Origin of the sequence: Plantibacter sp. RU18, from assembly GCF_050613355.1 — a bacterium.
In the GTDB taxonomy this organism is placed as follows: Bacteria; Actinomycetota; Actinomycetes; order Actinomycetales; family Microbacteriaceae; genus Plantibacter.
Map to the genome: position 1 here is coordinate 4420722 of NZ_CP159618.1, position 14678 is coordinate 4435399.

Consider the following 14678-nt stretch of genomic DNA (forward strand, 5'->3'; position numbering starts at 1 on the left):
TCACCAGGCGTAGGCCTCCGGAGCCTGTCCACCCGGGCCGGGGAAGAGTTCGTCGAGAGCTGCGAGGTCATCGGCGCTGAGCTCGATGTCGACGGCCGCGACGGCGGACTCCAACTGCTCGAGGGTGCGCGGCCCGATGATCGGACCGGTCACGCCCGGCTGGTGCAGCAACCACGCGAGGCCGAGCGACGCGGACGACCAGCCGCGCTCGGCCGCGAAACGGTCGTAGGCGTCGAGCTGGTCCTGCTGCTTCGCACGCGCAACGGTGATGCGGACCTCGCCGGATCGCGCTCGTCTGTCCGAGGACCCTCCGCTCAGCAGACCGCCGGACAGTGGCGACCACGGCAGGATGCCGAGTCCGTAGTGTTGGGCAGCCGGAATGACCTCCAGCTCGATCGAGCGCTGCGCGAGGTTGTAGAGCGACTGCTCGCTCACAAGACCGAGGAAGTGGCGTTGCGAGGCGACCTCGTTGGCCTGGGCGATGTTCCAGGCAGCGAAGTTCGAGCTGCCCGTGTAGACGACCTCGCCGCGAGCGACGAGCACCTCCATGGCCTGCCAGAGTTCCTGCCAGGAGATGTGACGGTCGATGTGGTGGAACTGGTACAGGTCGATCCGGTCCGTCTGGAGCCGTTCGAGCGAACGGATCGCCTCGCGCCGCACCTGCCAGGCGGAGGCGCCGCGCGCGTTGACGACGTCGGCGCCGTCGTCCGTCGGGGCGACCATGGGCGAGTGCACCTTGGTGGCGAGGACGATGTCGTCGCGGACGCCGGGTCGTGCAGCGAACCAGCGTCCGATGATCTCCTCGGTGGCACCACGGCCGGCGCTACCGCCGTAGGCGTTGGCGGTGTCGAAGAAGTTGACCCCGAGTTCGAGCGCACGGTCCATGATGGCGAACGAGTCCTCCTCGGACGTCCGGTCGCCGAAGTTCATGGTGCCGAGCACGATGCGGGAGACCGAGGTCCCCGTGCGGCCGAGGTGCGTGTACTTCATCGTTGAGCCCTTCTCGTCATCGAACAGGTCGCGGTCATCCCCGCGGCGCGACGAGTGTGGCACATCCATCGCACGGTGCTCACAGGCTCGACAGCCGACCGGAACCGCGATATCACCCGGTAGCGTGGAGTGATGCTCAGCCTCATCGACGTCTGGCCGCTGTTCGGTCTCGAGATCCGCACGCCCAGGCTGGTGCTGCGCCCGGTGCGCGACGAGGATCTGCCCGGGCTGATCGACGCGGCCCTCGCGGGGATCCACGACCCGGCGGTCATGCCGTTCTCGATGCCGTGGACCGACCAACCGCGCGAACAGCTCATCCGCGAGACCGCCCGGTTCCTGTGGCAGCAGCGCACAGGAGTGACGCCCACCGAGTGGTCCGTCAACCTCGCCGTCCTCCGACGGAGTGCCCATCGGCCTGCAGGATGTCGGCGCGAAGGACTTCGCCGTGACACGCACGGTCACCTCCGGATCGTGGCTGACCGAGTCCCAGCAGGGGACGGGCCTCGGCACCGAGATGCGCGCAGGACTGCTGCAGTTCGTCTTCGACCACCTCGGCGCCGAGATCGCAGAATCGGACGCCGCCGTCTGGAACGCAGCGTCCCTCGGCGTCTCCCGTCGTCTCGGCTACCGGGACAACGGCCTGCATCGCTTCGTGGCACGGCCGGGCGAGGTCTCGGAGTCGCAACGTCTCCTGCTCGTCCGTGACGACTTCCGGCGCCCCGACTGGGCCGCCGACGTCGCCGGCGTCGACGCGGCCCGCGCCATGCTGCTCGGCGACGACATCCGCTCGGTCGGCTAGCTCTCCGCCGATGCTGTCCGATCGGCCCCGACGGGTAGCCGACGTCCACACCTCCTGCTGTTCCGTCGGCGCGGGGCCGCCCGCCGCGCGGAGTCAGCCGGCCGACGCCGGAACGCGACGGGTCGCAGGAGTCACGAACGAACGAACTGCGACACGGAGGCGGACGTGTCGACGACGGCCGGTCTCCTGTCGAGATGGATCCCCGCGATCATGCAGCGGACGGACCCACCGGCGAGCTCGATGGTCGGGACGTCGAGCGGGAGGATGCGGCAACTGCGCTCGATGACGGCCAGCTGCTCCGGACGGAGGCTCTGCACGGCCCGACCGGAGATGGCGAGGATGCGCTCTCCACCTGTGCCGCGCAGCTCGATCGCGTTCCCGGCGAAGTCGCACACCTGCTCGTACGTGAGGTCGATGATCGTGCGTCCATGACTGGTCAACCGCTCGACGACCTGCTCACGGCGTGCCGGCGAGGCGATGAGGTCGAGCCCGACGAGTGCGAACTCCGTCGCCACGCCCATCATGACGTTCGTGTGATAGATCGGGACGCCGTGGGGGTCGATCGCGTCGAACACGAGCGGCTCGTACCCGAAGTTCGTGCAGAACCGCTCCAGTGCGATGGGATCGGCGCGGTGCGAGCGGGCGACGAAGGCGACGCGGGCCGCGTGGTCGAGCACCATCGCGCCCGTGCCTTCGAGGAACACCTCGTCCAGTTCCAGCCCGGAGTAGTCGATGACATCCTGCACCCGGTACTCCCGCTTCAACATCTCGACGATGTCCCACCGGCGCTCGCGCCGTCGGTTCACGGCGTACATCGGGTACACCGCGATGTGGCCACCGGCGTGCGTCGACAGCCAGTTGTTCGGGAACACGCTGTCCGGTCGGTCCGGCTCCTCGTCGTCGAACAGATGCACCCGCACACCAGCGGCGTCGAGCGCGTGCGCGGCTTCCGTGACCTCGTCGAACGCCGCGTGCGCGACACCCACAGCCGAACTCGGAGGCACGCCGTCGGCGACCTGGAAGACGTTGTCGGCCGCCGTCAGCGGGTTCGGGGTGAAGCGGTGCGGCCGGATGAGCACGACGGCCGACGGCGCCTGCACGGACATGTTGGACTCAGCCGACCGGCGAGAGCGCGCCGACGAGACCGAAGAGGTCCTTGGGGTCGTCGGGCGCCGCGACGAGGTCGATCTCCTCGAAGTACTCGCTGCCGTCGACGGAGTCGCGGAGGAAGCGCAGGGCGGTGAAGTCCTCGATCGCGAAACCCACCGAGTCGAACAGCGTGATCTGCTCCGGCGAGGTGCGTCCTGCGACAGCCCCCGTGAGCACCTGCCAGAACTCGATCACCGGGAAGTCGGGGGCCATCTGCTGGATCTCGCCCTCGATGCGCGTCTGCGGCGGGAACTCGACGAACACGTCTGCACGATCGAGGATCGACGCCTCGAGCTCCGTCTTGCCGGGGCAGTCGCCGCCGATGGCGTTGAGGTGGACACCGGGCTGGACGAGTTCGTCGGTCAGGACGGTGGCGTTCGCCTTGTCCGCCGTGCAGGTGGTGATGATGTCGGCACCGGCCACGGCGTCTGCAGCGCTGGTGCCGATCGTGACCTCGAAACCGAGTGGCTGGAGGTTGCGTGCGAACTTGTCCATCGCGAGCGGGTCGACGTCCCAGATGCGGACCCGGTGGATACCGAGCGCCGCGCGCATGCCGAGCGCCTGGAACTCCGCCTGGCTTCCGGCCCCGATCATCGCGTGGACCGTGGAGTCGGGGCGGGCGAGCTGCTTGGCGACCATCGCGGAGGTCGCCGCCGTGCGCAGGGCGGTGAGCAGGGTCATCTCGGCGAGGAAGGTCGGGTACCCGTTGTGGACATCGGCGAGCACTCCGAAAGCGGTGACCGTCTGGTACCCGCGCGCAGGGTTGGACGGGTGGCCGTTCACGTACTTGAAGGCGTAGGTCTCGTGGTCGCTCGTCGGCATCAGCTCGATGACGCCGAACGGCGTGTGGCTGGCGACGCGCGGGCTCTTGTCGAAGCTCTGCCAGCGGCGGAAGTCGGCCTCCAGATAGCCGATCATGCCGGAGATGATGCGCTCGGGCCCTCGGTCTGCCGTCCAACGGACCATGTTGCGGACATCGACGAAACGCGTCATGACGGTTCCCTTCAGACGGAAGCAGGCTTCCAGACAGGTTCAGCCCCAGTGCACCACTGGATGTTCCGAGCCTAGATTTCGACGTTCTGCACTTTCTATTCCAAGACTGCGCGTTTTATGCACAGGTTATGCACAATGTGAGTAACTCGGATGTACATTGTGTTCATGCCCGCGCTCAACGATCTGGACCGCCGACTGCTCGCAGCGCTGCGTGCCGACGGCCGGGCCTCCGTCGCGAGCCTCGCAAGATCTCTCGATGTCGCGCGCGCCACCGTCAACAGCCGCCTCGAGCGACTCGTGTCCTCGGGCACCGTCGTCGGCTTCTCGGTGCGCGTGCGCGACGAGCTCGACCCGGGCACGGTGCGCGCGATCGCCTTCATCGAGGTCGAGGGGCGTTCGACGGACCATGTGATCCGGCAGCTGCGCGGCTTCCCCGAGATCAGCGCCCTCCACACGACCAACGGCGGCTGGGACCTCGTAGCCGAACTCCGTACCGAGACCCTGACCGACTTCGACCGGGTGCTCGGCGGCATCCGTCGGATCGAGGGCGTGGTCAACAGCGAGACGAGCCTCCTCCTCAGCTCGGTGCTCCGCTAGAACCTGTCCACAGTTCTCTGCTGACCCTGTTCGCGGCCTGCCGCCTCTGGCAGAGTGATCCGCACCAGCGGGGGACGACGGCAGAGGAGCGGCCATGACAACGTACGACGAAGCAGACCTCCAGCAGAAGGCCAAAGACCACCTCTGGATGCACTTCGCCCGGCAGTCCGTCATGGAGGACGGCGCCGGCGTGCCGATCATCGTCAAGGGCGACGGGCACCACATCTGGGACTCCAAGGGCCAGAAGTACTTCGACGGCCTCTCCGGATTGTTCGTCGTCAACGCGGGCCACGGCCGGAAGCGTCTCGCCGAGGCGGCTGCGAAACAGGCCGCCGAGCTGTCGTTCTTCCCCATCTGGTCGTATGCGCACCCGAACGCGATCGAACTCGCCGACCGCCTGGCCGATCACGCCCCCGGCGACCTCAACCGCGTGTTCTTCTCCACCGGCGGCGGCGAAGCCGTCGAGACCGCGTTCAAGCTCGCGAAGTACTCCTGGAAGCTGCAGGGCAAGCCCGCCAAGCACAAGGTCATCTCCCGTTCCGTCGCGTACCACGGCACCCCGCAGGGCGCCCTCGCCATCACCGGCATCCCGGCGATGAAGGCGATGTTCGAACCACTCACGCCCGGCGGGTTCCGCGTGCCCAACACGAACTTCTACCGCGCCACCGAGCACGGCGACGACCTCGAGGCCTTCGGGCTCTGGGCTGCCGACCGCATCGAGGAGATGATCCTCTTCGAGGGCGCCGACACGGTCGCGGCCGTGTTCCTCGAACCCGTCCAGAACTCCGGCGGCTGCTTCACTGCACCTCCCGGCTACTTCAAGCGGGTCCGCGAGATCTGCGACCGCCACGACGTCCTGCTCGTGGCAGACGAGGTCATCACCGGCTTCGGCCGCATCGGCGACATGTTCGCCTCGACCACCTACGACATCCGCCCCGACATGATCACCTGCGCGAAGGGCATGACGAGCGGCTACTCCCCCATCGGAGCGACCATCGTCAGCGATCGCCTCTACGAGCCGTTCAAGCACGGCCAGACCTCGTTCGCGCACGGTTACACCTTCGGCGGGCACCCTGTCTCGGCCGCTGTCGCGCTCGAGAACCTCGACATCTTCGCCGAGGAGCGCCTGATCGAGAACGTGAAGACGAACTCGCCGGTCTTCCGCTCGACGCTGGAGCAGCTGCTCGACCTGCCGATCGTCGGCGACGTCCGAGGCGACGGCTACTTCTTCGGCATCGAACTCGTGAAGGACAAGAGCACCAAGGAGACCTTCGACGACGACGAGTCCGAGCGCCTGTTGCGCGGCTTCCTCTCGAAGGCGCTCTTCGAGGCCGGCCTCTACTGCCGCGCCGACGACCGCGGCGACCCGGTCATCCAGCTCGCCCCGCCGCTCACGATCGGCCCCGCGGAGTTCACCGAGATCGAAGGCATCCTCCGCGGCGTCCTCACCGAGGCGTGGTCCCGGTTGTAGCCGCACCGAACCACCCGAAGACGCGCGGCTCCCCCTCGTCGGTTCAGGGAGTTCGACGCCAGACGAGGAGCCCGAGGTAGGCCGGGAGCGACATGCCGAAGAACGGCAGCAACGTCGGGAAGAGGTAGCAGCAGAGACCGAAGGTGACCACCGCGATCAGCAGCAGGATCGCGGTGAACGGTCGACGAGCGACAAGCGCGCCGGCGCCGAAGAACCAGTCGCGAGCAGAGGCGTCTCTGTGCAGCGCGGCCGAGACCGGGAGCGCCAGCACCAGGAGCCCGAGAGCGATGGTGACCGGGACGGTCGCGGCAAGCAGCGCGATCGCCATGCCCGAACCACGAGCGAGCTGGTCCGTGAGGAACGCGACGTCCACGATGAGCACCGCTCCCACGAGCACAGCTGCGACACCGAGCGGCAGGGAGCGTCGCCACGTCGCGGCGAACTCGCGGAACACCCCCGTGAAGACCGCCTGATCGTCACCCGCCAACCAGCGCTGCATGGCTCGACTCGCGGCGATGGCCGCGGGGATCGCCGTCACGACGCCCAGGGACAGCACCGCGGCGGCGAGACCGGCTGCCGCGATGTTCATCGGGTGCACGAGCGCGCCGAGAAGACGCCCTTCCCAGCCACGCGTCGCCTGTCGACCGTCGCGCCCCTGGCGCTCGGAGTCCTCCGGTGTTCGCTTGGAAACCATCGTGCCCATCATCCCAGCCTCTGCTCTGTCTGCTGCCGGAGCGTCCGCCCGGCGAATCCCTTGCCGACGGCGTCCATCGACTGGGCGCGGCCTGGTCGCTCTGCGTCGAGTCGCAGGACGATCTCCTCGGTTCCGCAGGCACCTGGGATCGACACGACGAGCTCGCCGTCGTCGTCGATGAGCGACGCGGTCGACGGCGTCATCTCCCCGAACCGCACCGGCTGCAGCACCGTGACGAACCGCACCGACGTCGACGGCACCGACCTCCGGCGCAGCGTGTGCTGGACGCGCTCGATCTCCAGGCCGGGCGTCGACGAGGTCGGGTTCGCCTGGACCAGCGTGGGGTGGACCTCGTCGACCGAGTCGACGGCGTCGAGCGTCGTCACGAGCAACGCCGCTCCGCCGGCCGGAGCGGACCATCGACCGTCCCCCAGCTCTTCAGCTGGATTGGTGGTCTGCAGCAGCCAGGTCCAGGCCCGTGGGGAATCTGCCTGGAGGTCGTCGACGAGGACGAGCGCGCCGGCCGGAGTGCGCACCAGGTGTCGACGCAGACGCCGCACCCCGAGCTCAGGGGCGTAGAGTGCTCCGATCTCGCTCACCGCGTGGACCCAGTCGCCGACGAGCGTCACCTCGCGCAGCTCAGCGACACGCTCCTCGTCCAGGCCCGCGTGGACGTCGTAGTGGCCCTCGCGGCCGTAGCCGACCCCGTCGACCAGGATGCCGCTGTGGTGCTCCGTGCGCTTGCGGGACGAATAGCCCTCGTCGATGGCGAGGTACTCCCCACCACCGAGCAGCACGAACGTCCCGGCGTCCGGATGGTGGTGTCCGGTGTTGAGTGTCGTCCACCCGAGTTCTCGACGGTGACGATGGGACTCGCGCCACGCGGTCCAGCCGCCGCCAGGTCCCGCCTTGAAGGACACGAGCGTCGCATCCTCCCGCCACGAGGTGCGGCCTGCGACGAGGCCGAGGTCTGGGAAGTGTCGCGCCGTGGGCAGCTCATCCGGACCGACGGGCAGGACGGATGGTTCGAACCACAGCAGCTCCTGGTAGGCCTCGGGCAGTACGCCCGGTCGGACTCCGCTCTGCGAGGCCTCGCGCCAGAAGAAGTCGTCCGCGACGCGATCGGCGAGCCACTGGGCCTGCGGGATGCGGTACTCCGCAGCCAGCTTGCGATAGAGCGCAACGGAGTGGCCACTGCGATGGTCGTGGCAGTCACCGTGGTCGACGATCCGCTCGAAGTCGGGTGCCGCCTGGTACAGCCGGAACCAGAACGTCTCACGGAGATGTGCGCTGCGAGGGAACCAGTCGACACCCTCGGCGGCGCGGAGGACGTCGAGGTAGCTCACGAGCCAGGGTTCGCCGTAGCGCCAGTAGACCACTCCCTCATGGTTGGAGCCGTCTGCCGGGAGCAGATCCAGGACGGTGTCGAAGTTCGTCTTCGCCCGCTCAGTCCATGCCAGCGCGTCTGGATGCTCGTCGGCGAGCACATAGCCGGCGGTCGCGAGGCCGGCGAAGCAGATCCAGTTGTGGTTCTGCCAGTAGGACGACGACCACCAGTCGCCCTCGGTGTCGACGGCGAAGTCGTACAGGCGAGTGCCCTGCACCGTCAGCCGGTCGCGGAGCGCCGTCCGTTCGCCCGGCGGCAGCGCGTCGCCGGCCCAGGCGAGGGCGAGCGACAGTCCGTGCAGCAGCCAGCCGGCATCCAGGTCATGGTCGGGCATGTGCGCGCGGCCCCAGTGCTCGAACGCGAGCGGCGGGGCAAGCCACCGGCGGAGCTCCTCGAGGTACTGCTGTTGCCCGGTCAGGCGGTGCGCGAGCGCGAGGTTGGCCGCTGCCGGGCCGAAATAGGTGATCGACGCGAGCGGATGCTCGGTCGGCAGCTCGATCCCGCGCAACCGCTCGCACTCTTCGAGGAGGCGGCGGAACTCGCGTCGGCGCACGCCGGTGAGCTCGGCGCGCAACTGATCCTCGCGCCCATCGAGCAGCAGTGCGGGGATCACGACGGCGGCTCCGGAGCGAGCACCCGCTCGAGCACGCGGCCGTCCTGCAGCCGGACGATGAGACGGCCTGCGTCGAGGCTGACCGATCCGATCGGCGACAGATCTCCTTCGGCGAAGACGGAGACGAAGGTGACGCGCGATGCCTCCGCCGTCCAGTCGCCGACCGCCAAGGGCACAGCCGGATCATCGGACGGCCCACGACCCGGGGCGTCGACGAGCTCGGACGGGACATCGGCGACGTGATGACCGTGCAGGGTGCGGCCCCGCGGGCCCGCCCATCGGGTGCGCCACGTGCCCCCGTCCTGCACGACCTCGAACGGGACCGCGGGGCGGAGCGCACTGGTGAACCGACGCGCAGACCCATCGGCCCCTGTCGCCCGGAAGACGTCGATCAGGAGCCCGTCGACCGCCTCGACCCGACGTTCGAGGTCGACGCCGTCGATCGCCTCAGACGATGAGGCTCGGATCAGCGTCGAGTCGGTCCCGACACTCCACCAGTCGACGCGGCCGGAGCTCTCCGACTGATCAGCATCGTCGACGCGGATGGTCGGGTGCGCCGTGGTCCTCGCATAGTGACCCCGACGGAGTGCGCTGCCGTAGGGCGGGACACCAGGAGCCGGCTGCCACGCGACGCCGTCGCCGTACAGATAGAGCGCCAGAGTGTCGAGGTGTCCGTGTGGGCCCCCGTGCGGTCCGGCGTCGAGCACGGCCTGCAGCGTCGTCTCACCCGAACGGAGCACCGCGAACCCGACGTCGGCGAAGAGCACCGAGGTCCGTTCCGACGGGTCGACGGGATGAGCTGTCGCCAGTGGCGGCCCGTCGAACCACCCCTCGAGCAGGTCTTCGAGACCGTCGTGGGCATCGCCGATGCGGCTCCGCGCCCACGCCTCGACCGTATCGAGGCCGGTGGAGTCCCAGAGCTGCCCGGCGAGCACGCAGATCTCCAGGACTTCGAGATGCACGCCGACACGGTCGTACGGGCCGTCGTGGAGCATGGGCAGACGTCCGTCCGCCGCTGCGACGTCGACGAGCACGTCGACCATCCGATGCAGGCGTTCCACGAACACGGGATCGAGCGATGCAGGGTCCGAGCCGCCGAGCGCCAGCAGATACGCACGGAGGACGAACAGGTGGTAGTAGGTGGACCCTTCCCATTCCCAGCCGTCGGCGCGGATCGCGACCGCGGAGTGCCCCGCCACGTTCGCGACCCAGCGTTCACGCCCGCCCGCTGCCATCGGCGAATCCAGTGCGGCGAGCGCCCTCGTGAGCAGGCTGCCGGCGGCGTCGAGCCATGCCACGTAGTTGCTCATGAGGTCGTCGCGATCGACGACGAGCACCCGTCGGGCTTCGACGATCGTGTCGAGGAGCGCAACGAGCATGGAGGCGACCGGCGCTCCCATCGACGTTCGGGCTGCCGGGTCGTCGGCGAGCACGAGGACCGTGTCGGCGATCTGCGTCGCCCAGATCGCTTCGGTGAGCGCCTGTTTGAAGAGTTTGCCCTGCAGCATCCAGCTCTCGCTGTCGCTGTTCCATTCGGCGGTGATCTCGGCGTAGTAGTCGGCGAAGTCGCTCACGACCTCCACGGCCGAGGCCCGATCGGCAGGATCCCCGGCGCGGCGGAATCGATGCGCGGCCGCCCGCGCGGCCCGCGCCGACGCCTGGTGCTCGAGCACCAACCAGGCCGAGGCGAACGGCTCACCCCGCAGCTCGCAGCCGTAGGTGCAGACGAAGACCTCGCCGCGCGCCTCGAGCAGCTCGGTGCCATGCGTCGGGCAGACGAAGTCATGCCACCAGCCGCCTCGTGCCCGGTGGACTGCGCTCATCGGAAGTTTGCTCCGCCGTTGATGTCGACGACCTGGCCCGAGACGAAGGAGGACAGTTCGGAGGCGAGGAACAGGACGACACCGGCCACGTCGTCGACGGTTCCAGCCCGGCCGAGCGGGATCCCGGCGACGATGCCTTCCTGGGCTTTCGTCGGTGTGAAGGTGTTGTGGAAGGCGGTGTCGCCGATGAACCCGGGAGCGACCGCGTTCACCGTGATCCCGGCCGGCGCGATCTCCTTCGCGAGCGCACGGGTGAAGCCGATGACGCCGGCTTTCGCCGCTGCGTAGGGCACGGACCCGGCGCCCCCGCCGTTCTCGCTCGCGAGCGACGACATGAGGATGACTCGTCCGGCGTCTGATTCGGTGAGCGCAGGCAATGCCGCCCTCGTGACGGCGAAACTGCTCGTGAGGTTCACGTCGATCACCTGGTGCCAGTGCTCGTCGGTCATCTCGGCGACGGTCGCCCGCCCGACGAGGTGGCCGGCGTTGTTCACGAGGATGTCGAGCCCGCCGAGCGCCTCTGTCGCTTGCCGGACGACGGCATCCGCCTGCGCCGAGTCGGTGAGGTCGCCCTGGACGGCGACGGCGCGGCGACCTGCGGTGATCAACTCGTCCACGATCGTGGCTGCGCCGTCCGCGCTCGAGGCGTAGTGCACGGCGACATCGGCACCTGCCGCTCCGAGGGCTCTGGCGATCGCTGCTCCGATTCCGGCGCCTCCGCCGGTGACGAGGGCGCGGCGGCCGGTGAGGTCGATCTGCATGCTGATTCCTTTACTGGTGTTCGTTCCGCTCGGGATGAGCGGTGGGCGGGGTCGTCGGCTACTTGATGCCGGCGTTCGTGAACCCCTGGATGAAGTACTTCTGGCAGAACAGGAAGAGGAGCACCATCGGGATGGTCGCCATGGTGGTGCCGGCCATCAGGTACTGCCATTGGGTGCCGTCGAGCTGTTGGAACACGGCGAGGCCCACTTGGATCACGCGGAGGTCGTCTCGCGTGGTGACGAGCAGCGGCCAGAGGAAGTTGTTCCAGCTCTCCTGGAAGGTCAGCAGTGCGACGGTCGCGATCGCGGGCTTGATGAGCGGCGTGTAGATGCGGGAGAAGATCCGGAACTCACTGAGCCCGTCGATCCGGGCCGCTTCCGCGAGCTCGGTCGGCAGCGACAGGTAGAACTGACGGAACAGGAAGATCGCCGTGGCGCTCAGACCACCCGGGATGATGAGTGCCCACCAGGTGTTCAGCCAGCCGGAGCCGCCCTGCCCGAGGATGTCGTTGCCCCCGAAGAGCGGCATGAACTTCACGAGGAGGAACTGCGGCACGATCTTCGTGTAGGTCGGGATCATCAACATCGCGACGAAACCGAGGAAGACGAGTTCGCGACCCCTGAACCGCACACGTGCGAGCGAGTAGCCGGCCATCGATGCGAACACGAGCGTGATGACGGTGTGCGACGCGGAGATGATGAAGCTGTTCCGGAAGTAGCTGGCGAACGGCGCCGCCTGCAGCGCTTCCGGATAGTTGCTCCACTCCCACACCTTGGGGAGGAAGGTCGGCGGGAACTCCGCCAGCTCTGCCGGTGACTTCAGCGAGGTCGCGATCATCCAGATGAACGGCACCACCATCGTGAGCGCGCCGAGCGTGAGGGCGAGGTTCAGGATGAGACGACCGACCCAGCGCTTGTGACGGCGACCGGCCGGCTTGGCCACGAAGTCCTCGTGGGCTCCAGTGACGAGTGATCTCGTCGTGAGCGGTTCGGCGGTCATCCTTCGTCACCCTTCGTTGCGCGGCGGCCGATGATCGTCATGACGAGGAGCATCAGGAACAACAGGACCGACTGCGCGGACGCCATGCCCATCTCGAAGTTCTGGAACGCCGAGCGGTAGACCTCGTAGGTCATCATCGTCGTGGAGTTGGCGGGCCCGCCGTCGGTCAGCACGTAGATCTGGTCGAAGACCTGGAACGCGCCGATGATGGAGATGATCAGCACGAAGAAGGTCGCGGGCTTCAGCATCGGGACGGTGATCGCGAAGAACTTCCTGATCGGGCCCGCCCCGTCGACGGCCGCGGCCTCATAGAGGGACGGGTCGACGTTCTGCAGCGCGGCGATGTAGATGAGCATCTTGATGCCGATCCCCTGCCACGCTCCGACGAGGATCACCGAGGGGAGGGCCCACTCGGGGTCCGCGAGCCAGGCCTGACCAGGGATGCCCACGACCGCGAGCACGCCGTTCAGGAGGCCCTGCTGCGGGTTGAAGATCCACAACCACACCATCGCGATGGCGACCGTGGCCGTTACCTGCGGCAGGAAGAACGCGGTGCGGAACCAGGTCCGGAGGCGCAGGTTCTGGTTGAGCGCGACCGCGATGACCATTGCGATCGCCATCGAGGCCGGAACGGTCCAGAACGTGTAGACGAGGGTGTTCCAGGTCGCCTGTCCGAAGACCGGATCCTGGAAGATCTCGACGTAGTTCTCGACACCGATCCAGGCGGGTGCATCGAAGATGTCGTAGTCGGTGAAGCTCAGCGCGATCGTGGCGAGTACGGGGATGGCCGTCCACAGTCCGATGTGGAACACGGCAGGGGCCACCATCAACCAACCGAAGAGGCCGGTCTTCCTGGCAGCGCGCCGGGGGCCGGAGCGGCGCGTGGCGGCCCTCGGCGGCTGGTGCGGATCGAGCGTCCTGGGGACGTCCGGAGTACGGAGTGCGGTCATGGTCAGCGGTCCAACTTCTTCTGGAAGGTGGCGGCGAGGTCGGTCAGTGCCGCTTTCGCCGTCTTCTTGCGGAGGATGGCGTTCTCGATCGCCGGAGCGACGTCGCCGCGGAGACCGAGCCACTTGGGCGGGCCGCCCTCACGTTTGGCGACCGAGAGGTTCTCCATCGCGAACTGCACGAGGCGGTCGTCCTGCACGTATTCGCTGTCGAGCAGGGCTGTGAGCGCCGGCACGTTGCCCCGCTGCTGGTTGGCGGCGAGCGCCGGACCGGGGCTCGCGAGGAATTCCACGAGCTTCTGCGCTGCCCGCTCGTGCGCTGAGGTGGCGGAGACCGCGGCCATCGTGCCACCCACGAACATGCTCGGAGCGTCTCCGGGGATGAGGAACGGTTCGAGGTCGTCGAGCACCTCCGGATCCGCAGCCTCGGCCTGCGTCCACACGTTGTTGTGCGCGATCGCCATCGCCGCCCGCCCGTTGATCAGGGGGTTGACCGTCGCGTTGGGAGCGGAGAACCCGGTGTCCTCGACCTTCTCCTGGTGGAAGAGGTCGACGATCCGCTGTAGCGCCTCGACGCCCGCGGGCGAATCGAACGCGGGCGATTCGTTGTCGTCCGAGAACAATTCGCCGCCGTTGGAGAAGAGTGCGGTCTCGAACATCTGACGTGGCTCGATGGTGAGCATGTCGAAGCCCGTGCGGGTCAGCTTGCCGTTGGCGTCGCGTTCCGTCAGTGTGTCCGCCATCTCCACGAGCTCGTCCCAGGTCTGGGGTGGGTGGTCGTACCCGGCCTCGCGGAGGATGTCCATGCGTGCGACGCCGAACCGAGCGTCGAGCATGATCGGGACACCGTAGACGTCGCCGTTCCACAGGCCGGCATCCACGATCTCCGGCGTCATGGTCTCTTCGAGGGATTCGGCGGTGAGGCCGCCGTCGCTGAGGTTCGCGAGCACGCCTCGGTCGGCGAACGCCTCGATCCAGCCGACGCCCATCATCATGACGTCGGGCACGAGGCCCGACACGACGCCGGTGGTCAGCTTCTCGTTGAGCCGTGCGTAGTTCGTGTAGTCAACGGAGACGGTGACGTCCGGGTACATCGCGGTGAACTGCGGCAGGAGCTCCTCCTCGAGGAGCTTCTGCCCGGCGGTGCCCTCGAAGATCGGCGTGAGCATGGTGAGGTCGCCGCTGATGGCGTTGGGGTCGGTGTCGTCCTCGGCTGCGGGTGAGGAGCAGGCGCCGAGGGCGATGCCGAGCGCGGTTGCGGTGAGGATCGCGGTGCCGACGCGGGCGGCCCGCCGGCGGCGGTGCCTCGTGGTCCAGATGGTCATGCGGTGGGTCCCTTCGCGGGCGATCGATTCGGGGCGACGGTGCCGTGTGTCCGTGACATCGTCGTCATCGGTACCAGGATCGGCGATGATCCGGTGTATCGATTTACCGACCATAACCACTTGTGTCGG

The 14678-nt window shown here is 68.0% G+C and carries 13 protein-coding genes; 3 read left to right on the forward strand and 10 right to left on the reverse strand.

Translation table 11 applies throughout. The features are described 5' to 3' along the window. Positions 1 to 990 (reverse strand): aldo/keto reductase, encoded by a 990-nt coding sequence (locus ABMA10_RS21010; RefSeq protein ID WP_347869804.1) that lies wholly within the window; start codon positions 988 to 990, stop codon positions 1 to 3. 445 nt (positions 991 to 1435) lie between these two features. On the opposite strand from ABMA10_RS21010, the gene ABMA10_RS21015 reads away from it, so the two are divergent. Next, positions 1436 to 1789 (forward strand): GNAT family N-acetyltransferase, encoded by a 354-nt coding sequence (locus ABMA10_RS21015; protein ID WP_347869805.1) that lies wholly within the window; start codon positions 1436 to 1438, stop codon positions 1787 to 1789. 131 nt (positions 1790 to 1920) lie between these two features. On the opposite strand, the gene ctlX is transcribed toward ABMA10_RS21015, so the two are convergent. Then, the gene (gene ctlX / locus ABMA10_RS21020) at positions 1921 to 2895 is read right to left on the reverse strand and encodes a citrulline utilization hydrolase CtlX (protein ID WP_347869806.1); all 975 of its coding nucleotides are present in this window, start codon (positions 2893 to 2895) and stop codon (positions 1921 to 1923) included. A gap of 7 nt (positions 2896 to 2902) precedes the next feature. Further along, on the reverse strand, positions 2903 to 3931 hold the full coding sequence (locus tag ABMA10_RS21025) for an ornithine cyclodeaminase (protein ID WP_347869807.1): 1029 nt from the start codon (positions 3929 to 3931) through the stop codon (positions 2903 to 2905). Positions 3932 to 4096: 165 nt separating this feature from the next. On the opposite strand from ABMA10_RS21025, the gene ABMA10_RS21030 reads away from it, so the two are divergent. Further along, complete coding sequence (locus tag ABMA10_RS21030; protein ID WP_431030981.1) at positions 4097 to 4528, forward strand: Lrp/AsnC family transcriptional regulator; 432 nt, start codon at positions 4097 to 4099, stop codon at positions 4526 to 4528. Positions 4529 to 4622: 94 nt separating this feature from the next. Further along, on the forward strand, positions 4623 to 5999 hold the full coding sequence (locus tag ABMA10_RS21035; protein ID WP_347869809.1) for an aspartate aminotransferase family protein: 1377 nt from the start codon (positions 4623 to 4625) through the stop codon (positions 5997 to 5999). 43 nt (positions 6000 to 6042) lie between these two features. On the opposite strand, the gene ABMA10_RS21040 is transcribed toward ABMA10_RS21035, so the two are convergent. Genes ABMA10_RS21040 through ABMA10_RS21070 form a run of 7 tightly spaced genes read right to left on the reverse strand, consistent with a single transcriptional unit; the run spans position 6043 to position 14549 of the window. Then, entirely contained in the window at positions 6043 to 6693 is a 651-nt protein-coding gene (locus tag ABMA10_RS21040) for a DUF624 domain-containing protein (protein WP_347869810.1), read from the reverse strand. A gap of 8 nt (positions 6694 to 6701) precedes the next feature. Further along, positions 6702 to 8693, reverse strand: a complete 1992-nt coding sequence (locus ABMA10_RS21045) for a DUF4962 domain-containing protein (RefSeq protein ID WP_347869811.1) — start codon at positions 8691 to 8693, stop codon at positions 6702 to 6704. Continuing rightward, positions 8690 to 10516, reverse strand: coding sequence for a heparinase II/III domain-containing protein (locus ABMA10_RS21050; protein ID WP_347869812.1), 1827 nt, complete (start codon positions 10514 to 10516; stop codon positions 8690 to 8692). The genes ABMA10_RS21045 and ABMA10_RS21050 overlap by 4 nt, the downstream gene beginning before the upstream one ends. Next, complete coding sequence (locus tag ABMA10_RS21055) at positions 10513 to 11277, reverse strand: SDR family oxidoreductase (protein WP_347869813.1); 765 nt, start codon at positions 11275 to 11277, stop codon at positions 10513 to 10515. The genes ABMA10_RS21050 and ABMA10_RS21055 overlap by 4 nt, the downstream gene beginning before the upstream one ends. A gap of 58 nt (positions 11278 to 11335) precedes the next feature. Further along, entirely contained in the window at positions 11336 to 12277 is a 942-nt protein-coding gene (locus tag ABMA10_RS21060) for a carbohydrate ABC transporter permease (RefSeq protein ID WP_347869814.1), read from the reverse strand. Beyond that, the gene (locus ABMA10_RS21065) at positions 12274 to 13227 is read right to left on the reverse strand and encodes a carbohydrate ABC transporter permease (protein ID WP_347869815.1); all 954 of its coding nucleotides are present in this window, start codon (positions 13225 to 13227) and stop codon (positions 12274 to 12276) included. Before ABMA10_RS21065 ends, ABMA10_RS21060 begins: the two co-directional genes overlap by 4 nt. A gap of 2 nt (positions 13228 to 13229) precedes the next feature. After that, entirely contained in the window at positions 13230 to 14549 is a 1320-nt protein-coding gene (locus ABMA10_RS21070; RefSeq protein ID WP_347869816.1) for an extracellular solute-binding protein, read from the reverse strand. Positions 14550 to 14678 lie beyond the last annotated feature (129 nt).